Annotated in this window: 13 protein-coding genes; 6 read left to right on the forward strand and 7 right to left on the reverse strand. The window is 62.1% G+C overall.

The window, feature by feature from the left end:
- Positions 1-33 precede the first annotated feature (33 nt).
- The 4 genes from BE0216_RS07285 to BE0216_RS07300 form a co-directional block, all read right to left on the reverse strand.
- A complete protein-coding gene (locus BE0216_RS07285; RefSeq protein ID WP_193042843.1) occupies positions 34-4,503 on the reverse strand; it encodes a hypothetical protein in 4,470 nt (1,489 codons plus the stop codon).
- Positions 4,504-5,342: 839 nt separating this feature from the next.
- Positions 5,343-7,349: a SpaA isopeptide-forming pilin-related protein gene (locus tag BE0216_RS07290; protein WP_094635788.1), complete on the reverse strand. Its 2,007-nt coding sequence runs from the start codon at positions 7,347-7,349 to the stop codon at positions 5,343-5,345.
- A gap of 208 nt (positions 7,350-7,557) precedes the next feature.
- Entirely contained in the window at positions 7,558-9,132 is a 1,575-nt protein-coding gene (locus BE0216_RS07295; RefSeq protein ID WP_094635787.1) for a class C sortase, read from the reverse strand.
- Between the two features lie 466 nt (positions 9,133-9,598).
- Entirely contained in the window at positions 9,599-12,043 is a 2,445-nt protein-coding gene (locus tag BE0216_RS07300) for a glycogen/starch/alpha-glucan phosphorylase (protein WP_094635786.1), read from the reverse strand.
- 580 nt (positions 12,044-12,623) lie between these two features.
- Between BE0216_RS07300 and BE0216_RS07305 the strand changes: the two genes are divergently transcribed.
- From BE0216_RS07305 to BE0216_RS07315, 3 genes are all read left to right on the forward strand, one after another.
- Entirely contained in the window at positions 12,624-12,956 is a 333-nt protein-coding gene (locus tag BE0216_RS07305; protein WP_143249249.1) for a hypothetical protein, read from the forward strand.
- On the forward strand, positions 12,953-13,801 hold the full coding sequence (locus tag BE0216_RS07310) for a zeta toxin family protein (RefSeq protein ID WP_094635784.1): 849 nt from the start codon (positions 12,953-12,955) through the stop codon (positions 13,799-13,801). Before BE0216_RS07305 ends, BE0216_RS07310 begins: the two co-directional genes overlap by 4 nt.
- Before the next feature lie 144 nt (positions 13,802-13,945).
- The gene (locus BE0216_RS07315; RefSeq protein WP_094635842.1) at positions 13,946-14,371 is read left to right on the forward strand and encodes a sterol carrier family protein; all 426 of its coding nucleotides are present in this window, start codon (positions 13,946-13,948) and stop codon (positions 14,369-14,371) included.
- A gap of 96 nt (positions 14,372-14,467) precedes the next feature.
- Here the strand turns inward: BE0216_RS07315 and BE0216_RS07320 are convergent, their stop codons facing one another.
- Entirely contained in the window at positions 14,468-14,848 is a 381-nt protein-coding gene (locus BE0216_RS07320; protein WP_094635783.1) for a DUF3073 domain-containing protein, read from the reverse strand.
- 147 nt (positions 14,849-14,995) lie between these two features.
- Here BE0216_RS07320 and trpS point away from each other — a divergent pair, with 147 nt between their 5' ends.
- From trpS to BE0216_RS07335, 3 genes are all read left to right on the forward strand, one after another.
- On the forward strand, positions 14,996-16,096 hold the full coding sequence (gene trpS / locus BE0216_RS07325) for a tryptophan--tRNA ligase (protein ID WP_094635782.1): 1,101 nt from the start codon (positions 14,996-14,998) through the stop codon (positions 16,094-16,096).
- 314 nt (positions 16,097-16,410) lie between these two features.
- Positions 16,411-17,523 carry a hypothetical protein gene (locus tag BE0216_RS07330; protein WP_193042844.1) on the forward strand — a complete coding sequence of 371 codons (1,113 nt, stop codon included), beginning with the start codon at positions 16,411-16,413 and terminating at the stop codon, positions 17,521-17,523.
- Positions 17,524-17,747: 224 nt separating this feature from the next.
- Entirely contained in the window at positions 17,748-17,924 is a 177-nt protein-coding gene (locus BE0216_RS07335; protein WP_158217159.1) for a hypothetical protein, read from the forward strand.
- A 448-nt stretch (positions 17,925-18,372) separates the two neighbouring features.
- On the opposite strand, the gene BE0216_RS07340 is transcribed toward BE0216_RS07335, so the two are convergent.
- Positions 18,373-19,923: a hypothetical protein gene (locus tag BE0216_RS07340; protein ID WP_094635781.1), complete on the reverse strand. Its 1,551-nt coding sequence runs from the start codon at positions 19,921-19,923 to the stop codon at positions 18,373-18,375.
- A 256-nt stretch (positions 19,924-20,179) separates the two neighbouring features.
- On the reverse strand, positions 20,180-23,461 hold the full coding sequence (locus BE0216_RS07345; RefSeq protein WP_193042845.1) for a glycoside hydrolase family 3 C-terminal domain-containing protein: 3,282 nt from the start codon (positions 23,459-23,461) through the stop codon (positions 20,180-20,182).
- Between the last annotated feature and the right edge of the window lie 138 nt (positions 23,462-23,599).

Genomic DNA, 23,599 nt, shown 5'->3' on the forward strand with positions numbered 1-23,599 from the left:
TCAGGAGCCGGCAGGAGCGGGTGGAGGGCGACGCTAGGCATGATTGCTCCACAGTTGCGAGCCCTTGCGCCAGCGCAGCCACGCGGCCAAGCCGAGCAGGGCGACCAGCACCGCCGGCACGATCACCTGCATCCACCACGGCTTCGTACCCGTCAATGGCAGTTGGCTCACCGGGGGAAGGCTCGCCGTCCACTGGCCGTACCAGTCGACCCTGTCCGCGGCCGCGTTGTAGGACACTTTGCGCACCGTGGTGTCCGGCGTCACGAGCTTGCCGTTCGAGGCCTGGGTGGACCAGCCGTTGAACGTCACCGTACGGTTCGCGTTGTTCTGGACCACCCACTGCAACGGCTCCGTGCCGGTCAACGCCGTCGAATCGTCGGACGCGGCCGCCTGGGGCAGGTAGTAGCTGTCGAACAGGTAACGGCCCGTGTACGCCGGATAATTCGTCAACTTCGTCGCGATCGAAGTGGCTTCACCAGAATCGTCCCCTACAGAACGACAGCCATGTTCCTTGAGGTCCCAGCACAGCGTCGGCTTGAACGAGTCGTCATGCAGCATCGAGATGTTGTCCGAATAGACGACCCGCTGCTCCACGCGGTACACCGCAACCATCAACGTGCCCGACTTATTGTCGGACGTCGAGGTCGGATTCGGCGTGTATTTCCTGCTCGTGTCCACATTCGCGATGTCGTTGCCCAAAGTATCGCAGTACAAGGCCTTCTGCGCATCGGAGACATCAACGCCCAGCAGATCCTTGCACGACTTGTCCGACACCAACGACACCGTGAGCCTCGCCGTGTTGATCGAATCTCTATTGACATCGGCGGTCGCCGTCGTGGGCGGCTTGTAGGAATCCGTCGTGGAATACTTGTACGTGGTCGCCAGCTTGCTGTTCTCATAGTCGTCCGGCACCGGCATGATGAACGACACCTTCTCGGTCGCGAACGACGGAGCGGTACCGACCCAGTTGGTGATCGGCTGCCATCTGGATACGATGCCGTTGCCCATATCTGCCGACATGTAGTAGTACGCCTTGCCGAACGTGCTCGTGACCGTGCGCACCGTGTTGTCCGTGTCCCACGCGGCCCGCAGGACCACGCCGACCGCGCTGGACGGGATCGAGATCCCCCCGATCGGGATCGTCATGCCCGGCTGCAGGTACCCACCGACCTTCGACACCAACGATTCCAGCTCGGTGATTTCCACGCCGACCGTGGTGCATTTGCCATCGGCAACGGCATTGCACCAATAGACGTCCCAACCCTTGAAATAGTATTTCGTGCCGTTCTGATCACCCGCACGCGTGGGGGTCACGTTCTGTACCTCGAGGCTCACCTTCGACGGGTTCATGCCGGCGAGGTTGTACGACACGTTCACCGGCATCGAATCCGAGTCGACCTGGCCATCGTTTTTGCCCTCGGTCACCTTCTCGCCCGCGTCGAAGAACGCCTGGTACACGATCGGCGTGGCCGACACGTTCAACGTGTACGGATTGGTCGACGACTTGTACTTCACCGTGTACACGTAGCAGTACACATACCGGTCGGCGGAGGTGGCCGACTCACTACTGTCGTAATAGCAATTGTTCTGATGGGTGCTCCCGAACGCCCAGAAACTGCTGTGGTTGGCTTTGGCTTCGGCGGTGGCGTTGAGTCCCGGAGGAGCCGCGTTGGGCATGGAGCCCGACAACTTCAGATCGATCTCATCCCCCGTCGTGTTGCTGACCGTGATCGTGTAATTGGTGTATCCCAACGCGAGCTTGAGTCTGAACAACGCGCCGTATCCGGCCCTGTAATCGGCTCCTGTAACCTCCTGGTTGTCGTTGTCCTTCGGTTTGCTGGCCGCGATCTCGTTCGGCCACGAGTCCCATTTGAACCGCAACTGCTTGTCGTCCCACTTGTGGATCGACTCCCATTCCGCGCTGTCGCGCTTCCATTCCACTCCGTTGGCACCGTCATATTCCGCGACGCGCGCCTCGATGCTCGTGACGCCGGTGGACTCGCCCATGTTGATCACGCGCTGGTTCGCGGCCGTCCACACCAGCTTCACGCTCACATCCGTCGTCACGCCCTCGAGCACGATGAAGTACGGATGCATCGACATCAACGACCGATGACGGTCCGCGCCCGTCCCGCGCACATACGAGGGGAGCTCGCACACCATGACCCTGATGCCGTTGAGCGCGCCGGCCGACAACGTCGAAGTCGCGCACATGGTCGACGAGGAAAAGTCCGGATCCTTGCCCGTAGGAGAGCTGCCGCCGCTCTTTCCCTGATAGGTGGGCACATTCGCGCGCTGCATCGTGCTTGGGTCATCGCACGACGCCGACGTCGAGGCGGAGTTCCTCGAGCACACGACCACGCTGGACAGCAACTGCGACCAACCCGTATTCGCCGGCGCGTTCGTCGACGACTGCTCGTAGCGCACGCTGTTATGCGCCATCAACAGCATGGTCCCACCGTTATGCACCGAATATGCGTAGGACGACTCGAAATTCGCATCCGTGACATAATTACTAATAGTCTTAGTGGTATAATTATACGAGTTCCCTCCGAGGAGAGAGCTGCTCTTATTAGTCGCGGCGTTCTGGAATCTAGCGGTTATCTCATTATCGTTGTTCCTTTCCATTGCGGAATTGCCAAAACCGGATACGTTGAGCGCGTTACGCACCATGTTCTCAGCCGTAACGGTGGTATCATTCGAACCACTGATGCGCGCCGTCCGCGCGGCGATGTACTGCTGTCCCGCGCCCCGCATGGTAGAGATACCCGCCTGGCTATCGGACAGGCCGTCGGCCCTCGACGTCACCCGCACCGTATGAGTTTTGACGCCCCCGTCGCCGGTCACGCTACCAAGATCGCCGCCACTCGCGGTGATGCTCTCCTCCGCGCACAACAGGAAACCACGCGTGTTCACGCTCTGGTCATTCACGGGAAACGTCGCGCCCAACGTCCCGTCCGTCGCGTCCAACGTGAACGACTGCGCGTTCGTGCTCGTGCTCAACGCCCCCGACGCCATGACCGTGACCTTGTTCTTGTCGACGTTACCGCCCGAACTGTCGTACACCACAGCGTCCGAACTTGTATCACAAGTGCCGCCGCTGGAATACCCCTCATGCAGATACAGCTTCAGCACGCTGCCCGCGTACTGCTTGGTCACCTGGAACGAGATCGAACCACTCTCGTGCGTGCTCGCGTCGCCCGACACCACGGTCGGAGTCTCCGACGTGCTCAACTCCGTGCCCGTGTTCTCGAAATCCAACGCGCGGTAGCCCACGCGGATGCTGCCCGTGTTCACGAACGACACCACCACCTTCGCGCCCGTCGGCACCTGCGTCAGCATGCACTTGGTCGCCTCGGTGTCTGTTTGCGTCGAGGTTGTATAGTTTGTTTCGTTGATGATCGTCCTGGTGGTGGTCCACGGCGTGCACTGCTGGTTGTACGTCTTGTCCTCGTCGTAGGCCAGCACGTACCGCTTTGCACTGCCGGTCGTCTTGTCGGTGATCGTGCCCATCCACGCCAGACGCATACGCAACTGGCCCTCGTACTGCAGCCACACGCCGTCGTACGTGTACCCCTGGCCACTCGGCAGCTCCACATTTGTCAGATTATAGCCCTGCACGACGCTGTTGTTCGTGTCCTCGCGATAGAGAGTACCCGCGAAGCAGTTGTTGATCAGGAAGTCAAAGGACTGGTCATCGGTCAGGGATTGATTCTGAGACAAGGCTCTGGCGAGGGTGCGCAGCTCCGTGGAGTTCCTGGGCAACGTCATGCCATCCAAACTGCCGCAATTGAATGTGGTGCGGATGACGGCATTGCGCCCTTCCTCACTCGTCTGATCCGCGATTACGAACCGATAGTTCTTCTTGACCGCGCCAGTCTTCGTCGAGGTCGTGGCCTGGCCGTTCATCGTCAGATACACGTCCGACATTACGTTGCTCACCTGCGAGGTCTCATACTCCGTGTACGCCTTCGCGGTCGCGGGATCCCACGTCGTGGAGTTCGCCGCCTGGGCGTCCGTGCCGTCATCGTTCACCGCGGACACATCCTCATCCGTCGACACACCAGTATTGTCGCCGGTGTCATCCGATACGACGGACGGCTCATCCGACGCGCCTGTCGCGTCCGACGTGCCGGACGCGTCGCTGGCCGAATCACCCTGAGGGGCGGCGTCGCCCGCACCGGTCGCATCGGACGCGTCGGACGAATCAGCGGACGAACCGGTCGAACCGGTCGGATCACCGGCGGTGCCGGACGAATCACCGGCGGTGCCGGTCGAATCACCGGTGAGGCCGGTCGTATCGGACGTGTCGGTGCCGGCGGTACCGGTCGTGTCGGTGGTGGTCTGGGCCGTGGCGGCGCCGGACGCCTCCTCGGCGTACGCGTTCGTGGCGCTCGTGGCCACACCCGCCAACATCGCCAACGCGCACAAGGACGGCAACGCCCTACGCGCCACAGCGCACGTCGCCCTACCGACAGCCTCCAACCAACGAGCATCCATCATGAACGGCACCTCAATCAATCAACCAAACCAATCCCACGACCCCATGCGAGCCGCCGGACCGGACAGCCCGCCTCACGGCGGACCGACGAACAACAACCACAACCACCCGGACCAAACCAGGCGAAACGTCATCACACACCCCCGCCACAAGCAGGAGCCACCCAACCCAACCGGGCCAGGTCCTGTCCCGCCACTCACGGCAGGAACCATCCCAACCATTCGGATCGGGGTCCATCCAGCCACTCAGGCTGGGGTCTATCCCAACCAATCAGGCCGGGCCTTATCCCACCGTTCAGGTCGGGAACCATCCCGACCATTGGGGCCGGGGCCTATCCCAACCCAGTCGGGTCGAGAACATCCCAACCGTTCAGGTTGGGAACCTTCCCGATCATTCAGGTCGGGCCTATCCCACCATTCAGGTCGGGAACCATCCCAACCAGTCGGGTCGAGCGCATCCCGACCATTCGGGTCGGGGACCATCCAGCCGATCACCGGCCGGGACCGCCCCATCGAAGCCGGGGCCGCTTCCTCTCGTTATCTTTCCCGTCATCCCGCGTGAGGACGGAGGGGTTTCCTTTCGTCATCCCGGGCGGGGACGAAGGGTGTTTCTTTTTCGTCATCCTGAGCGGAGCCCGTGAGGGCGGAGTCGAAGGATCCCGGAACCATCGACACCGAGGAACACGAAACCCCACAATCCCCGTCCCGCCCGGGACGACGAAAAAGAAGGAGAAAAGCGTGACGGCCCGCAGAGAAGGAAATGGGCCGCCACACAACCAGGACAGGCATCCCGGCCGTCACCCAAAGCGACGACCGGAAAACCTTAAGGGAGCCACCCGGCGTCAGGCGACGACCGAAGCGGCCTTACGGGAACGACGATAGGACGCCAGACCGAAACCACCCAGCACCAAAGCCACGACCACGCTCAAAGCGATACCCGCGCCACCGGTCATCGGCAGCTGGGTCAGGCTCGTGACGTTGTGCACGTAATCCCGACCATTGGGGGTCTGGGACTGGTTGTTCAGGTCGAGCAACCCACCCAGATCCTTGTAGAATTCATTGCCCATCTGCTCGGCATCGGCCTTCGCCACGGCCGCGACGGCCAGCTTGCCATACTGGGCGCTCACGCCGGTGCCGGTCTTGCCGGTGACCTGGATGGTGTAGGTCGGGGCGAACGACTGCAGGTAGCCGGTGGCGACCTTGGTCTCCTCGACGATGTAGTAGCCCGAGGTCAGGTTCGGGAACTTCACCGAACCATCGGCGGCGGACGTCACCTCGCCGGCCAGATTGCCCTTGGCGTAGGTGAGGGTGGCGGCACGGTTGGTGGGCGTGACCGTGACCTTGTAGATGCGGTAGGTCGCGTCCTTGACGCCGATGTAGTTGTTCTTCGGGCCGACGTTGTACAGCGTGTAGTCGACGGTCGTGTTCCGCTGTTCCTCATCCTTGCCGGCTTCGGTTCCGTCGAACTTGAACAGGTAGTCGTTCACCGCGCCGGACTGGGTGGACTCGATGAACGCGTAGTACGTCATCACGACATCGGCCGAGGCCGTCACGCCGGGGATCTTCATGACCTGGTCGACGTTCGCGACGAAGTACTTGTCGCCCTCGAGGATGCCGCTGACGACCTCACCACCGGTGCCCTTGGCCTGGCCCACGAACTTGTTATCGTCGTCGGTACCGACGACGGTGTTCTCGTACGTCAGTGAGTAGGAGTAGCCCGTGGCGCCGGTCGTCGACAGGGTGGTGTTGCCGACCTTGAGGGTCAGGTCCTCGGCCGTGGCCAGCGTGGTGGCGTCCTTCTTGATGTCGTTGTTGCCAGTGTCGAATGTCAGGGAGGACGAGAAATTGTTGTCGACGATGTCCTTCACGCCCGCGATGGTCTTGAGGACCGTCACGCCGGCGCGCGGGGCGTCGTAGATCTTCATGTTGTGGTTCGCGTCGTTGGCGCTCCAGTTCGACGGGATCGAGGACGACAGCGTGAACTTCACCAGCGTGCCGTTCGCGTCGCTCCACACGACCTCGCCCTTCTTGGTCGACTCGAAGGGATCCTTGTCCGGCTCGACGGGATCGGGCTTCTTGTCCGGGGTGTTGCCGTCGGACGACTTCAACGCGACCTCGCCCAACTGCTGGCCCTGCAACACCTTGACCGTGCTGCTTGCATCCGAGCAGTAGGTGGACGGAACGATCATCGTGGACACCGCGTTCACGTCTTTTTGGTTTTCGTCCTTCATGGTCTTGTTGCTGGTGATCACATACACGCCCTGGCTGAAATCACCCAAGGCGTAAGCCGTCGAGCCACCTTGCTTCGGGGTCAGATACACATCGCCGTCAGCGATATTCCCTGCCGTCGGCTGGTACTTCGCGGTGGCACCGATGCCAGTGTTCTTCAGCAGGCCGGTGCCGACGGTGGTATCGGCCAGCGCGTCGGCGATCTTACGCAGCTTCTCGGCATAGCCGGGGTCGCCCATATGCTGGGAGATGTACGCCACCGGATTGTCATAGTACGTCTGCTGCGTCGCAGAGGCTTTGTCGTAGATGTCGGACTTGTAACCGGTCGGATCGCCCGCCTCGATGGCCTCGCGCAGCAAGGTCTTGACGTCATCATTGGCGACCGTCGTGACGTCGGCGTATTTCGCGTCCACCGACACGTAATCGCCGATCTTGTACAGACTCCACGTCGAGCTGTCCGAGTTCGCCTCGGTCAGACCCGACATATGGATATACGGGACACCGTCCTGCGGCACGGCCGCGGCCGCATTGGCGGTACCCGTGCCGAGCGCCATACCGGCGACCAGCACAGCGGCGGCGGACAACGCGCCCGCCACACGCTTCAAAGCATTCGCTTTCATAGATGTTCTCCAATCTTCTTAACGGTGCATTTGCCAGTGGGATGACAAAGCCACCCGATGATTGTCACCCCCCCCCCCGTCAAAATGCAAATCGAAACAAATAGGGTGGTCAGAAATCGGCAGTTCGGGTGCGTTTTGTAACCATGCTTGACGAAACGCACCCCCATCGTCAACACCCTTTATGCCCTCCTTACGAGCACATAGAGCATCAAGGATTCCCCCGACCAGCCATCCTCCCCTTAACGGAGGGGCGACGGGTGCCGAACCACAATTCGGACGCATGATGCGGATGCGGATACGGGCGCAAATGCCGTTCGCGGAACCATCGCCACACACGCAGAACAACCAACGCGGGCACCACCAGCATGAAAAACACCAACAATCCAACCAATACCGGATCACCCGGCGCATCAGACGAGTCCGGAATCATATCCGGAATCACCGCGCGCTCCGCACGGATGATCAGACGCTGCGTATTCACCCCATACGGCGTGCACGTGAACAGCGTCAACAAGTCACGGCCCTCCTCCACCCTCAGATAGGTCGTATCGTCGGGATCCGTGATCTGCACGTCGAAAACCTTATAACCCAACGTCTCACCCAACACGTGGATATACATCACATCACCCGAACGCAACTCATCCACACGCGTGAACATCAGCTTATCCGGCAGACCACGATGCGCGGCGATCACCGAATTCGTATTCTCGCCGCCCACGGGCAGACTCGTGCCGTACAAGTGGCCGGCCCGGCTGGTAAGCACCTCGTCCGACGTGCCGTGCGCGATCGTCAGGTACACGGAGATGCTCGGAATCTCGATCGTCGCCATCGCGCCCGAACCATTGAGGGACAGCAGGCTCTGGTAGCGTTCGTCGCTCTGGGAGCGGCTCACGTCCGGATCGTCACCGAACGGATCCGCGCCCTCGCCCAACTCGGTCTGCGGGGACGCGGCCAACTCGGCGTTATACGCCTCCGCGGCCTCCAACGCGGCCTTCTGCTCCTCGGAAGGCCACTGGGCCACCTCCTCGTCGAACGCGCGGGCGACATACGCCGAATCCAAAGTGTTATAGGCCTGAAGGGCAAAGGGGCGCAGGCCGATGAACAGGGAAGCGGAAATCAGAATCAGAGCGATCACAAGCCACGCGGCGCTGCGTTTTTGCGCGCGGCCGGCGCGGCGACGGTCCTCCCCACACACGGCCAACCAATCGGACCACGACCACACCAACGGAGCATGCGGCAACACGGCGGCCACGACGGGCAAACGACGACGGGCACGCGGCGAGAGAGGCTTGACGGGCTTCGCGGGGTTGACGGGATTCCCGGCGGCAGCGGCGTCCTCAATGGAACCGACACCGACGGAACCGGAATCGACGGCTTCAGCGGCATCGACAGCGGCAGCGGAGTCCCCTCCGGCGATGCCATCGGCCTCGGCGGCGGCCCGCCTCGCGGCCAACTCCGCAGCCCGCGCCTCGGCGGCCTTCTTGCCCAATACCACCGCCAAATTCACCAACGGCCTATCAGACTCATCAGACCCATCGGTCCCAACGGATTCGGCGGAATCCTCGACCGACTCATCAAAATCTGAAAGCTCCGCCTCCCGCTCCTCAGCCTCAGCGGGGGCGACGGGCTCCACAGGCACGACGGACGGCACGGAATCAGCGGAACGAACCGGAGCAACGGTCTCCGTGACGGGGGACTCATCCGGCATGGCATCTACGCCCGGCGCACCGCCCTCAACGGAACGGTGCGTGGAGCCGCGGTCTTTGCGACCGAAGAACAGCATGACAACACCACCTTGACCATACGAAACACGCAAGCATCAAGGCTCTGTCAATCCCACACCGCGCAAGTGTAGCGCATAAAACGAAAAACGCCTCGCCGCGGGCATAGGCCGGGCGAGACGGGTGAACGAACCGGGCGGATGACGGATGTGGGAGGGAAGGCGGGCGGCATGGGCGGGCGCGCTTTCGCGCCGCCCGGATGAACGGAGCCGAACGAAAAGGGGACTTCCGTAATTTGTTTCACTGAGCTTTCGTCAGTGAAACAAATTACGGAAGTCCCCTTTTCGCCGCGTAAAAAGTATCACTGACAATTCGTCAGCAATACTTTTTACGGAACTATGGCATCAGCCGCCCGGTAAAGGTCAGGCGAGCGGAGCGAAAGTGATGACGCGTGCGGCCTCTAGGCGCGGAGGGTGAAGGCGTATTGACATACGTCGAACCCTCCGCAACGACGAGGACGCTCCGTCATCACTTGAGTGGACCGGTTTCCCAGATTCGCTCCAGGTAGTCCTCCATCGAGCGATCCGAGCTGAAGTAGCCGGAGTTGGCGACGTTGAGGATGGCCTGGCGGTGCCATTCGAGCGGCTGTGCGTACAGGGCTTCGATATCGGCCTGGATCTCGGTGTAGGCGTGGAAGTCCGCCAGGGTCATGAACCAGTCCTTGGTCAGCCAGTCGGCAACCAGCGGCGCGAAGGTGTTGCGGTCGCCGTTGGAGAAGGCACCGCCGGAGATCATGTCGATGGCCTGCTTGAGGCGCGGATCGGCCTCGTAGAAGGCGGCGGGGCTGTAGCCGGAGGCGTAGAGGGCGTCCACCTCGTCGACCGTCATGCCGAAGAGGAAGAAGTTCTCAGCGCCGACGCGTTCGCGGATCTCCACGTTCGCGCCGTCGAGCGTGCCGACGGTGAGCGCGCCGTTGAGGGCGAACTTCATGTTGCCGGTGCCCGAGGCCTCCTTGCCGGCCTGCGAGATCTGCTCATCGAGGTCGGTGGCGGGGATCAGGTGCTGGGCGAGGCGCACGTTGTAGTTCCACGGGAAGTACACGTTCAGCTTGCCCTTGACGTCCGGATCGTTGTTGACCACGCGCGCCACGTTGTTGATGAGCTGGATGGTCATCTTGGCCAGATAGTAGCCCGGGGCGGCCTTCGCGCCGAAGACCACGGTGCGCGGCATCACCTCGTCGGCGGACATGTTGCCGTTCTTGATGTCCGCATAGCGCGCGATCAGGGCGAGGATCTTCAGAGCCTGGCGCTTGTACTCGTGCAGACGCTTGACCATGGTGTTGATCATGGTGTTCGGGTCGATGTCGAAACCGTACTCGCGCTTGGCGTAGTTGGAGAAGTCGACCTTGTTGGCCTGCTTGACGGCGGCGAACTTCTTGACGAACTCTTCGTCGTCGGCCAGCGGAGCCAGTCCCTTGAGCAGCTCAAGGTCGCTCAGCCACTTGTCGGTGCCGAGGCCCTCGGTGATCAGGTCGGACAGGCGCGGGTTGGCGAGCTTGATGAAGCGACGCGGGGTCACGCCGTTGGTCACGTTGGTGAACTTGTCCGGGTAGACGTCGGAGAAGTTCTTCAGCGTGACGTCCTTGAGCAGCTGCGAGTGCAGCTCGGCCACGCCGTTGACGTGCGAGCCGCCGTACGTGGCGAGGTAGGCCATGCGCACGGAGTCGCCGGTGTAGATCTCCATCTCCTTGATGGTGTCGGCGTCCACATGCTTGGAGGTGAGTTCGGCCGTGAACTGCTCGCTGATCTTCTTGATGATCTCGAGATGACGCGGCAGCAGCTCGCCGATCAGGCTGGCGGGCCAGACTTCCAGCGCCTCGGGCAGCAGCGTGTGGCAGGTGTAGTTGAACGTGCGGGTGGTGATGTCCCAGGCGGTATCCCAGTCGTAGCCGTACTCGTCGATCAGCACGCGCATCAGCTCGGGGATGCCGATCACCGGATGGGTGTCGTTGAGCTGGAAGCAGATCTTGCTCGGGAAGGTGGTCAGGTCGGGGTTCTCCTGGCCGGGGTAGAACACGCGGATCGCGTCGTGGATGGACGCGGCCACGAAGAAGTACTGCTGCTCGAGACGCAGCGCCTTGCCCTGCGGGGTGGAATCCTCCGGGTAGAGGATCTTGGAGATGTTCTCGGCGGCGACCTGCGGGCGGACGGCGTCGAGGTACTCGCTGCGGTTGAAGGTGAGCAGATCGAACTCATCGTAGGACTTCGCGCTCCACAGACGCAGCGTGTTCACGCGGCCCGAAGCATAGCCCGGCACCATGTAATCGACCGGCACGGCGCGCACGGACCAGGCCGGCTTCCACACCTTCTTGCCGCCCTCTTCGACGACCTCGCCACCGAAGGAGACCTTCTGCGAGCGGTTGTAGTCGATGTGGCCCCACGGCTCCTCGTTGGTCAGCCAGTAGTCCGGCTTCTCGATCTGCTTGCCGTCCTTATCGAAGGCCTGCTCGAAGATGCCGTACTTGTACTGGATGCCGTAGCCGAAGGCGGGCACGCCCAGCGAGGCGAGCGAGTCGATGAAGCAGGCGGCGAGACGGCCGAGGCCGCCGTTGCCCAGGCCGGGCTCGTGCTCGGCGTCGATCACGTCTTGGTAATTGAATCCCAGCGATTCGACGGCGGTGTCGAACTGCTCGGTGAGGCCCGCGTTGAGCAGCGCGTTGCGCAGCTGCTTGCCCATCAGGAATTCGGCGGACAGGTAGCCGACGGCCTTGGTGCTGCCGTTGACCATATCGGCCTGGGTCTGCATCCACGAATCCATCAGATGGCGGCGCACGGCCTGCGAGGCCGCGACGTAGACATCAGCCGGGGTGGCCTGCTCAACGGTGACGCCCTGACCATACTTGAGCTGTTCGCGAATCTCATCGGCGAACTGCTCCGCCGACACGGGAGATTTCGGTGCGGTGATCTCGGTCATATTCTGACTTTCCTTCCGGTTCGTCCGGTGTGTGTTCCCCGTCAATAGTATGACGAGGGCTGGCTTACCCGCATCCACGCCGGCGTGAACTTTTCATGTTTTGGCCGTATACATTCGTTTTGCTTTATGCATACGTTGTCAACAATCGTCTATTGTAGCCCGTGATTGGCGAGCTTCAATCCAGCGTTTTCTAGCGATGATGGCGATGCACTCGTTACCATATGGTTTGCAGCGGTGATGTTGGCGCTCACAATGGCGATATCACGCGGTTCCAGACACCCACGGCAAAGCCGGACCCCACACGGCAGCCGTCTCACAACGCAACACGCAGACAGTCCACAACTTGGACACGACCCAGCAGCCCCAGTGCCATCCGGGGTACGCCAAGAGGTAGTGTCTCCGTGCCTTGTCGAACCAAATCAATCACCTTCCCACTCTCTACTCTGAGCGGAGCATAACGAAAGAAACGCATAGCGCAACCAAGCGCAACAAGAGTAAGCGACATCGGCCCCGGATCTCGAAAGCGCTTACCTAGACTTTGTTTGAAGGATGGAGGATACTTGAGCCTAGGAGGTGCGCGATGGCTCAACCAGAAAACTACAATCCGATGATTTATGACGCGATGCGCGAAAGCGCAAATCGCCTGGTCGGCGAATACACATATTTGGCGAACCGCACCGACGACATGGTAATGCGCAACGCCCTGCTCGACGCCATCCGAGGAGTACGCCAAGAAGTGACGATGACCGACGCCGATAGTCGCAAAGACGTGGAGGCGAAGACGGCGGAGTTCGCCTCCCGCGCGGCCAACATGCGAAACTTCCGCATCAACGGCGCGCAGATGGCGCGTGATCACATGGCCACCAGCGCCATGGCCCGGCCCGCAAAGCAATCACAGGAGCAAATGCTGTGACCGAGACCTTGTTGGGCGATGACCGAATTCGCGCCATCTTTCACGAGCTCATTCTGCCGTCATACCCAGTTGAGCCTTCGGACTCTCCAACGTTATACATGGTCGGAGCCCAGCCAGGAGCCGGCAAAACCCGCGCCATACAACGGATTTGCAAAAGCCATCCCGGCGTAGTCGAAGTGAATGGGGATGATCTTCGTGTATACCATCCCGACTATTCACGCATACTCGACGAGGCACCGCTGCGCATGCCGGAATTGACCTCACAGGCGTCCAGCGCATGGGTGCGGATGAGCCTTGAGCATTTGCGCGATCGCCGTGTCAGCGTGGTGGTGGAAACGACTTTCGCCCACCCGAAAGCCAATATGGACACTTTGCGCTCATTTCACCAGGCCGGCTACCACGCGATCCTTGTTTTTGTGGCCGTTCCGGCACCGGTGTCTCTGCTCGGAATTTTAGAGCGATACGTGCAGCAGTTGCGCGATTATGGCATCGGGCGATGGAGCGATCCCGCCTACCACGATCAGGTCGCTCAGCAGATTCCCGACACCTTGGAATGTTTGATTGCCTCCGGTTTGTTGGATGAAGTGAAGGTCGTCGATCGCAGCGGGGCAGATGTCGCTCACAAGCACCTCAATCCGACGGACGCAACAAGGAATGCAACGGAATTGCGCCGACTAGCCGAGAGCAAGCTGGCGGCCGGCTCCATAACCGAAGAACAGCGTGAGCTTGGGAAGCAGTCACTGACGGACATTGCCCAATACCTGACCACGTTGGAACATCCCGATCACAACGTTGTTGACCTGACACGCCGAGCGGAGACGTTGTTTCTCAACGTAAGGAATTGACGCAATCTCAAGCGGACATCGCCCATGGTGTCTCGAGCGGAGGCCGATGCGTTCCTTCTCATCATTCCAAGTGAGGTCGCGCACTTCACGCGCGACGACAACCAGCAGCGGAAGGGTGGTCGCGGCCCAAGGGACAATGGGAGCATGGCAGTGATACGCGAACAAGATCTCGGCAAAGGACGCGACGCATGGCACGCGTGGCGCGAGGCGGCTGAAGCGGTAATTGGCGGGATATCCGGAGAACAGGCGCGGGCTGGGCGGCTGGGCGTGACGCCGGCATTGCCGCGGCCGATTATGGCGATGGCGGTGCGATACACCCTGCATCTGCTGGAACGCAAAGCGCCCGGGCCCGGCGTGGAAGTTCGCGTGGCCCCATGGGGCGCGATCAAAATCCTGGACGGCCCGGCCTCCGACCCGCACAACCTCACACCGCCGGACGTCATCGAACTGGATCCGGACGTGTGGCTGCGACTGGCCGCCGGCATCACCACCTGGAGCGAGGAGAAACAGGCCGGCCATATCAGCGCGGTCGGCGAGCGCGACGACCTCAGCGACCTGCTCCCCCTATAACAAACCGGCTATATAACCTAACCGGCGGCCGAACCGCATACCGGACTGGCCGAGCCTACGCGTGCAGGGCCGGAAAACTTGCGTCTTGCGCGGGCCTTACTTCTTGGCTTTGAGGGCGCTGGGCATGGGCATCGGGATCGGGCGCGGCTTGGGAACGGCCTTCGCCTTCACCTCGGGCATTTCGCCGCTGGTCGCCTTGGCGGCGGCTTCGGCGGCCCACTTGGCGTATTCGTCAAGATCATCCCCGACGGCAACCGGTGCCTCAGGAGCATCCTCGACCGGCTCGGCGTCGGCGGACTCATCCACCGCGACGTCGGCATACTGATCGTCGATATCGGCGAACGGATCGGTGGAGCCGACGCCCGGCTCCTGTTCGCTCAGCTCCTTGGCAAGCTCGTCGTAATCAGTGTCGGTAGTCAGATACTTGAGCTTACGAGCAATCTTCTGTTGCTTGGCTTTCTGACGTCCGCGGCCCATCTGACCCCCTGCGAGTAATGCTTGCTATCAATTCATCACACAGAAGCGTACCACTTGTCGTGTTCCGTTCGCTTGTCGGCTCGCATATTTACTCTTAAAAGCGTATTTTGCACGGTTTTGACACATTTTGGCGACAAGGAAGAACCCATGACGGACGAGACTCAGGACATCCAGCTGACCGCCGCAGGCAACGAGATGAGCGCCAGCTTCCTGGCGGCGAAGAAGCGTTCCGACGCCACGCTGGCCAAGCTGGAGGCCGAACCCGGCAAATTCACCATGCTCACCGGCGACCGCCCGACCGGACGCCTGCACCTCGGCCACTATTTCGGCTCCATCCAGCAGCGCGTGGCCATGCAGAACAAGGGCGTGCACTCCAACATCATCATCGCGGACTACCAGGTGATCACCGACCGCGACACCACCGAACACATCCAAGACAACGTGCTCAATCTGGTGCTCGACTACATGGCCGCCGGCATCGACCCCAAGCAGACCATGATCTACGCGCACTCCGCCGTGCCGGCCGAGAACCAGCTCATGCTGCCGTTCCTTTCGCTGGTCACCGAATCCGAACTGCACCGCAATCCGACCGTGAAGGCCGAGATGGAGGCCTCCGGCCATGCGCTGACCGGCCTGCTGCTCACCTATCCGGTGCATCAGGCGTGCGACATCCTCTTCTGCAAGGCGAACGTGGTGCCGATCGGCAAAGACAATCTGCCGCATATCGAAATCACGCGCACCATCGCCCGCCGTTTCAACGAGCGCTACGCGAAGAAGAACCCCGTGTTCCCGGAGCCGGCGGCGATTCTGTCCGAAGCGCCGGAAATCCCCGGCCTTGACGGACGCAAGATGAGCAAATCCTACGGCAACTCCATCATGCTGGGCGCCACCGCCGAAGAGACGGCCAAGCTCATCAAGAAGAGCCCCACCGATTCCGAGCGCACCATCACCTTCGATCCGACGGGCCGTCCGCAGGTCTCCGCCCTGCTCACCACGGCGGGACTGGTCACCGGCCGCGACCCCAAGGAGATCGCCGACGAGATCGGCGCGGCGGGCGCTGGCGCGCTCAAGGCGTACGTGACCGAATCCGTGAACGAGTTCCTCGCCCCGCATCGCGAGCGCCGCGCCGAGCTCGCCAAGGACATGGACTACATCCGCGACGTGCTCGCGAACGGCAACAAGCGCGCCAACGAGGTGGCCGAAGCCACGCTCGACGAGGTGCGCGAAGCCATGGGCATGAAGTACTGACGCACCGCTCTCGCGCTCGGGCATGGACTCGAGCGCGGGCAGTTGGTTCAACGGAATGCGAGGCAGGCATGACGGAACACGGTTCGCAAAACACGGTTCACAGGATGCAGGATGTTTGCCTCGTTCACTCCGCTCGCAATGATGTGAGGAACGCGTTCCGATCGGGATGGCCACGGGCACAACGAGCTGAGCGAACCAGGATGACTGGCGGTAGGGGTCCTATCGCGCGACGCTCCACCCCGAAGTTATCCACTTATCCACAATTTTCGTAGAGGCAGTGGACGCGGGGGCGCGGCCTGCCATAGGGTCGTGGCATGAACCAACGATCACTGTCGCTCACCGGCCTGACGGAACTCAAGCATCAGCGCATGCAAGCCTGCGCAGACACACAGGAACGCGTATCGGCCCAGTATGTCTACGCACTGACGACCGCGCTGGAACTACTCGCCGTGGAGAAACCCCTGATGCCGCGGGGCGTGCAACGCGCCGACAGACTTTACGTCGTGGCGCGGGCGCACAACACCAGATTCCGGGCGGCCAACCTATCGTTCGTGACGTGGCCCTGGCCGCTGGATACCACCACCGTCGAACGCAAATTCACATGCACCTCACCAGCGTGCACATGGGCCATGATGTCAACCATCATCACCTTGGAGGAGCTCATCGTGCTGGGCGATGCGATGATGCGGCGGGACAGAAGGCTGCGGCGCGCGTCTATCTCAGACTTCATCTCGTATCTCGACAGCGTGGACGAATGGCTAGAGCAGCCGGAAAATGCGGGCAGACGCGGTTTTCGCGGCATGCGCAACTGCCGGCGAGCGTTGCGGCTCATGCGCGAGGGGTCGGACTCGTCGCAGGAATCCCGGTCAAGCATCGCGCTAATGAGATACGGGTTCGATCACCCGGAATTCAACCATCCCATACGCAACCCGAAGAACGGGAAAACCCTGTTCATCGACATGGCCTATCCGGAATTTCGCGTGGCTCTCGAATACGAGGGCGCGCACCACGCCGAGCAGTGGCTGGCCGACGTAACCAGACAGCAGCTCATCGAAGACGAAGGGTGGGATTATTCGCAGATCACCAAGCTCAACCTTGGCGACGACGAAGCCGAAGAAAAACTGGCGCAACGCGTTGCGAAGAGCATCGAACGGCAGACGGGGGTGGTTGTTCCTGTGACCGAACGCCAATCCATACGGCAGCTATGCGACGGACGACGCATGCGTATGCGGCCGCTATGGGAAAGGCTGGGGATGGAGGAGGAACTCTTGGCGGCGCTTGGTCAGAACACGAAATTGGGTACGGGGGATGAACCGGAAGATGGCCTGGAAGATGACCTTGGCGCACGGAGCGACTTTGACGACCATGCCGGCCACAATGACTACGGAGCCCGCAGCAGCCACGACGACATCGATGATATCGCGTAAACAAGCCTATCTGCGTTAGCGGTAGTGGATTTGGGGTCTTGCAAAGGTCGATCTGCGTTAGCGGTAGTGGGGGTTGGGCGATACGCCATGTATCTGGCCCGGTATTCCAACAACCATACACGGGATAACGCCAAACCCCCCACTACCGCTAACGCAGATCGACCTTTGCAGCCCCTCATTTCCACTACCGCTAACGCAGATTGAATCGAAGGAGGAAGTGGCGCATGGTAGGAGCTCTCATCCGCTGCAACCGTCGCGACGGCGATCGGGTGGTGAAAGTGTACGGAGGACCAGAAGGATACTGCGATGTCTGCAATGATCCCGGATTCAAACGGGATATGGGTAAAATCGGCACCGATTGGGAGATCGTCGCATTGGATCCGATTCCTTGGAGACCGTGAAGAACACCCATTCTCGTTATTTTCATGCAAGGACCGCACCGAGGAGTTATCGGCGCGGTTCGCCTGACGAGGCGTGACGAGGTATTGCGCGGTATGACGAGATTTAACGCGGTATGACGAGATTTGACGAGATTCGCTTGCCGAGATTTGAAGAGATTTGACGCGGTATGACGAGATTCGCCTGACAAGGTATGACGAGATTTGACGAGGTTCGCCTGACGAGATTTGACGCGGTATGACGAGATAAGACGAAGTTCGTTTGACGAGGCCTGACGAGGCTTGACGAGGTGTGACGAGGCTTGACGAGGTGTGACGAGGCTTGACGAGATATGCGAGATATGACGAGATATGACGCGGTGTTGCGCGGCGGCGACGCGAAAACGGCGAGGCCGTTCCGAACACTGGAACGGCCCCGCCGTGTTATTGGAGGAGGAGGGAGGGGTAAGTCTCAGATCAGCGCGAACACGCCGTAGACCAGCAGCAGAGCGCCGAGGCCGAGCGTGGCCGGGGTGAGCTCCTTGCCGCGCTTGCACACCAGCATGGCGATGATGTGCGATACGACGCCGAAGGCGACGCCCAGCGCGATATTGCCGGCCACCGCGATGCCCGCGACGGCCACCAGGAACGGCAGGCTCTCCTCGAGCTTGGAGGCCGCGACATCACGCACGCCCTTGAGCATCGAGACGCCCACCAGCACCATGATGAAGTCGGCGAAGACGAAGCCGTCCTGCACGTAGGCGGCGAGCTTGGTCTCGGTCTCCGAGATCCACATGCCCACGCCGTTGGTCTTCGTGGCGGTGAGCAGCACAAACACCCAGGCGAACATCGACACGAAGTAGCCCAGCGCGGCCACCAGGGAGCTCAGGCCGGACTTGGCGCCGTCACGCGATCCCACGGAGGATTCCGCGCCCACCGAGGTGGGGGAGGCGCCCAGCACCGGAGCGACGACGTTGAGCGCGGCGCCGATGAGATGCACGCGGGAGGAGACGCGCTCGTCGATCTCGAAGCCGCCGGCCTGCGCCGCGGCGGACGTGGTGCCCATATTCGTGTACATGCCGATCAGCAGGAAGCTGAGCACGCCCTGGATGAACACCAGCGGCACGTTGCCGCCCTTGGCCGTGAAGCCGCTGAAGTCGAAGCCGCTGGTGAACAGCGCGCCGAGGTCGATCGACTGGATGCCCGTGACGATGTTGTACGGGGAGGCGCCGTCGGTGGCGACCACCGTGTTCACACGCTCGTAGACGAGCGTCGTGGCGGTCTGTCCGCCGATGAACGAGTCCAGGAAGAACAGGATGCCTCCGACCCACATCGCGGCGATGAGCAGCCAGTAGGTTTTGGTGAGGGCGCAGTGGTGGCGGAACGACAGGTACAGCACGTAGACGAGCACGCCGGCGGCCATCAGCCACAGGTAGTAGGTCTGCAGCGAGCCCAGCGTGGTGGTGTCGGTGAGCTGGCCTTCGTCGGTGATCATGCCGGAGCTGCGCAGCGCCGTCATCATGATGTAGATGCCGATGCCGACCGGCAGCGCCTTGCGCACGCTCTCCGGCAGCAGGTCGGTGAACAGGCGGCGGGCCGGGGTCGCGGCGATCGCCAAGTAGATGACCGCGGCCACGAAGGTGATGGCCAGCACGTTGGAGTAGGTGAGCCCCTCGTTCGCGGTGATCATGGAGATGAGCACGGTGCTCAGGCCCATGTTCGCCGACTGCACGAGCGGCAGGTTGCACAGCACGCCCAGCAGGACCGTGCCGAGGAAGGAGACCACGGCCAGCGCGAGGTACGGGCCGGCGTAGTTGCCGTAGGAGGCGCCGATCACCTGCGTGTTGAGCAGCAGCGCGCAGACGGCGATGCTGAACGAGCCGAAGCCGGCGCCGATTTCGGTGCGCAGGTTCGAGCCGCGGTCAAGGAAGTGGAATCGCTTGTTCAAGGCAAGGCTCAGCTTGCCCGGTTGTTTGGGGGAGGCGTCCGCGTGCGTTGCGGTGCCGACGGTTGCGTCCGTCATGATAATGCTCCTCTTGATAATTCTCTCGATGTGTTGGAACCGGGCGGCGGCGCGGGCTGCGCCGGGCCGTTCCTCGCGAGGCCGGCCCATTGGGCTTGGCTTCGCGAGGGACCTGGCTTCGCGAGGGACCTGACCTCGCGGGGCTTGGCCGCGTGAGGCTTGGGCTTGCGCCGCCGCCCGGTCGGAGGACGCGCCCCGTTGGGATTGCGCATGTTCATGCGCATGTGCATGCGGGGTTATGCGTCCTCGTGGGGGATCACTCGCCGGAGATGGTCACCTTGGCGCGCGCGTCCTTGCGGCTGCGGACCACGGGGATCGCGATGCAGGTGGCCACGACCGCGACGATCGCCACGCCGAAGGCCACATCGCCCGCGACCATCCAGGTCTTCCAGGCGCTGTTGTCGGTGCTGGCGGCCGAGGTGGCGGAACGCGCGTTCTGGTACAGCATGTGCTTGGTGCAGTTGCGCAGCAGGTACTTGCCGTAGTTGGTGGAGGTCGCGTCGCCTTCCTGGTCGTAGTAGGCGGTGACGGCGGAGCCGCCGAGCTGGCCTTCCACGCCGCCGAACAGGCCTGCGCCGGGGGTCATGACCCACGGGTACGGGCCGACGCCGTCGGTGATGACCAGGCCGTTGAAGCCCCATTCGCCGCGCAGGATCGTCTGGTAGAGGCCCTGGTGGAACATCGAGATGCCGTCGCGGTTGAGCGAGCCCATAATGCCGAGCACGTTCTCGCCGTCGACGAAGGTGCCGGTTTCGTTGGCCTCGTCGACCACGAACAGCTCCTTGACGCAGATCTCGTAGTCCTTGAGGTAGATCTCGCGGGCCGCCTGTTCGGAGAACCAGGTGATGTTGCCGTCTCGGTTGGTGTCGTTGTCGTTCATCGCCATGTGCTTGATGTAGACGGACACGCCGCTGGACTGCAGGCCGGTGACCTCGGCCGCGCCCATCTTGCCGCCGATGAAGCCGTCTTCGGAGAAGTACTCGAAGTTACGGCCGCCGAACGGCGTGCGATGGGTGTTCATGGCCGGCGCGTAGGCGCCCGACAGGCCGTTCTTGATGGACTGGTGGGCGTATGCCTCGCCCAGCTTCTCCATCAGGTACGGATTCCAGGTGGAGGCGTTCACCACGGCGGAGCTCCACCAGGTGTTGGTGCCGTAGCTGTTGTTGCCGTTGCCGGACTCGCCGGGGCCGTCGACCACGGCCTCCTGCTCCTTGTTCACGGATTCGACGGCGGGGGTCTGCCAGCCGAGTCCGCCGGCGACGGCGATCTGCTCCTCGAGCGTGGTCTGGTCCAGCAGATAGGCCCAGACCTCGTTGTCGTAGTCGAGGTCGGCGAGGATCGGCGCGTCGATGTCGAGACGCATCGAGGTCTCCTCCTCGGTCACCTGGTAGTTGCCGTCCTCATCCTGGACCGCGTTGCCGTCGTCGTCCACCACGACGTAGTAGGTCTTGCCGTATTCGATGGCATGGTCCTCGTTCGCGTCGTCGTAGAGGTAGCGTTCGTCGTCCTGGGTCAGGCCCTCCCAGTTCTCCTCGTCGGAGTAGGCGAGGTAGCTGGCGCCGCCCACGTACTTCTTGACGGTTTTGGTCACCTTCTCGCCGTTCTCGTACGTCTCGTAGGTGTAGTCGGTCGAGCCCTTGGCGGGCACGGCCAGCGCGGCCACGGCGTTGTCGCTCAGCGCCTCCTCCTTGCAGCTGGATTCGTGCTGCATGATGGTCTCCATGCCGCCCGCGAAGTCGCTGCGGTTGAGGTAGCCGTCGAGCATGTTGCCGTCGCCGGCGTCCACGTCGCCCAGCGAGGTCCTGGCGACCTGCTCGTCGCTGTCGCGCGCGCCGACGCCGTCCTCGTCGTAGACGATGGTGTCGGCCAGGGAGGTCTCCACCGGATCGGTGGCGTCCTCATGCGCGTTCTCGCCGATGTGGAACTTGTAGTCGCCCTTCTCCAGCACGTACACGCCGGTGCCGTAGGTGTCGAAGGAGGCGAGGTCGTCGGTGTCGAATTCGATGGTGACGGTTTCGGATTCGCCGGGCTCGATCAGGCCGGTCTTCTGGAAGCCCATCAGCACCTTCGCGGACTTCTGAAGGCCCGTGCCCTTGATGCCCAGGGAGTCGTCCTGGTCGTAGGGCGCCTCCATGTTGAGCTGCACGACCTGCTTGCCCGCCACGTCGCCGGTGTTGGTGACCTTGACGCTGATGCTGTTCGTGCCGTGCGCCTCAAGCGAGACGTCCGAATCGGTCACCTCCTGCGAGAAGGTGGTGTAGCTCAGGCCGTAGCCGAAGGGATACTGCACCACTTCGTCGTAGCCGGAGGCCGTGCCGTTCTTCCACTCATGGCTGGTGAACGCCTCGGAGTCGAAATACCCCTCCGCATCGGCGGTCTCGTAGAAGCGGTATCCGACGTAGATGCCCTCCTCGTACTGGTAGTAGCCGAAGTTGCTGGACTTGTCGAAGCCGGTGGTGATGGATTCGACGTTGGTGTACTTGTTGTCGTCGTTGTTGTAGAAGGACGGCATCGTGGACATGTCGTAGGCGTAGGTGTCCACGAGGTGGCCGGACGGGTTCACCTCGCCGGTCAGGATCTGGGCGACGCCGACGAGGCCGGCCTCACCGGGGTGGCCGATCCACAGGCAGGCGTCCACGCCGTACTCCTCCTGCTCGATCTCGCCCAGCTCCATCGCGGCGGAGGAGTTGATCAGCACGATCGTCTTGGAGTAGTTCTCGGCGCAGAACTTGAGCAGGTCCTTCTCGTCCTCGCTCAGCTGCAGGTAGGTGGTGCCGGTGGACGCCTTGCCGTCGCCGTCGTAATCCATGACGGGGGAGGTACCCTCGGCGCCGGAGCGGCCGAAGGTCACGATGACGGTGTCGTTGTATCCGTCGGCCATGAAGTCGTCCTTATGGTTCTCGTACACGCTTTTGGAGAACTCGTTGACGCGCTTGTATCCGCCCCAATCGCCGTCGCCGTAGGCGTCCTTGTTCTCGGCGTAGTCGGAGCCGGTGAACGTGGTCTCCTCGCCGGTGCCGGTGTGGCCCACGTACTCGCCGGTGGTGTCCGCGTTGCGTTCGCCGCCGACGGCCTCCTCAAGCCAGTTCCACGCCTTCTCGTTCACATCGAGGTACTGCTCGGTGCTCACGCCCTCGCCTTCGGTTTTGCTGCCGTCGAAGGCCTCTTTCATGGTGTAGGTGTACTCGTCGTACTTGCCGCCGGCCGAACCGGTGCCGCCGTTGACGTAGTTGTAGGACATCGCGCCGAGAATCGTGACCTTGCTGCCCTTTTCGAGCGGCAGGGCGTTGTTCTCGTTGCGCAGCAGCACCGCGCCTTCGCTTTCCAGCTCGGTGTTGACCTCACGGCCCTCGGCCAGGGTCTCCTCCTCGGTCATCACCTCGGCGTCGCCGCCGGCCGTGACGGTGCCGATGCCCATGTAGTTGATCAGGGTGCTGCCGAATGTGGTGAGCATCGTGTTGAACACCAGCATGACGATAACCAGCCATGCCGTGGCGATGACGCCGTTCTTCACGAGATGCTTGCGCTTGTCGGACATGCTCTTCCCTCCTTTGCTTCTTTGCTCTTGGGGTGGATGCGGGGCCGGTGGGCCCACGTGCAACCCAATTTAGGAAGCGTTCAGGTGGGAGGCGTGCCGGATGGCACGATTGGTATCGATGGCGGCAACTTCCGTCGC

Source organism: Bifidobacterium eulemuris, assembly GCF_014898155.1.
In the GTDB taxonomy this organism is placed as follows: Bacteria; Actinomycetota; Actinomycetes; order Actinomycetales; family Bifidobacteriaceae; genus Bifidobacterium; species Bifidobacterium eulemuris.

Excerpts from the sequence above, each read along its gene's own strand:
- BE0216_RS07285 (WP_193042843.1), bottom strand. The coding sequence starts at position 4,503 with ATGATGGATGCTCGTTGGTTGGAGGCTGTCGGTAGGGCGACGTGCGCT.
- BE0216_RS07335 (WP_158217159.1), top strand. The coding sequence starts at position 17,748 with ATGGTAGGAGCTCTCATCCGCTGCAACCGTCGCGACGGCGATCGGGTG.
- trpS (WP_094635782.1), top strand. The coding sequence starts at position 14,996 with ATGACGGACGAGACTCAGGACATCCAGCTGACCGCCGCAGGCAACGAG.
- BE0216_RS07295 (WP_094635787.1), bottom strand. The coding sequence starts at position 9,132 with ATGCTGTTCTTCGGTCGCAAAGACCGCGGCTCCACGCACCGTTCCGTT.
- BE0216_RS07290 (WP_094635788.1), bottom strand. The coding sequence starts at position 7,349 with ATGAAAGCGAATGCTTTGAAGCGTGTGGCGGGCGCGTTGTCCGCCGCC.
- BE0216_RS07330 (WP_193042844.1), top strand. The coding sequence starts at position 16,411 with ATGAACCAACGATCACTGTCGCTCACCGGCCTGACGGAACTCAAGCAT.
- BE0216_RS07300 (WP_094635786.1), bottom strand. The coding sequence starts at position 12,043 with ATGACCGAGATCACCGCACCGAAATCTCCCGTGTCGGCGGAGCAGTTC.
- BE0216_RS07305 (WP_143249249.1), top strand. The coding sequence starts at position 12,624 with ATGGCTCAACCAGAAAACTACAATCCGATGATTTATGACGCGATGCGC.
- BE0216_RS07340 (WP_094635781.1), bottom strand. The coding sequence starts at position 19,923 with ATGACGGACGCAACCGTCGGCACCGCAACGCACGCGGACGCCTCCCCC.
- BE0216_RS07345 (WP_193042845.1), bottom strand. The coding sequence starts at position 23,461 with ATGTCCGACAAGCGCAAGCATCTCGTGAAGAACGGCGTCATCGCCACG.
- BE0216_RS07320 (WP_094635783.1), bottom strand. The coding sequence starts at position 14,848 with ATGGGCCGCGGACGTCAGAAAGCCAAGCAACAGAAGATTGCTCGTAAG.
- BE0216_RS07315 (WP_094635842.1), top strand. The coding sequence starts at position 13,946 with ATGGCAGTGATACGCGAACAAGATCTCGGCAAAGGACGCGACGCATGG.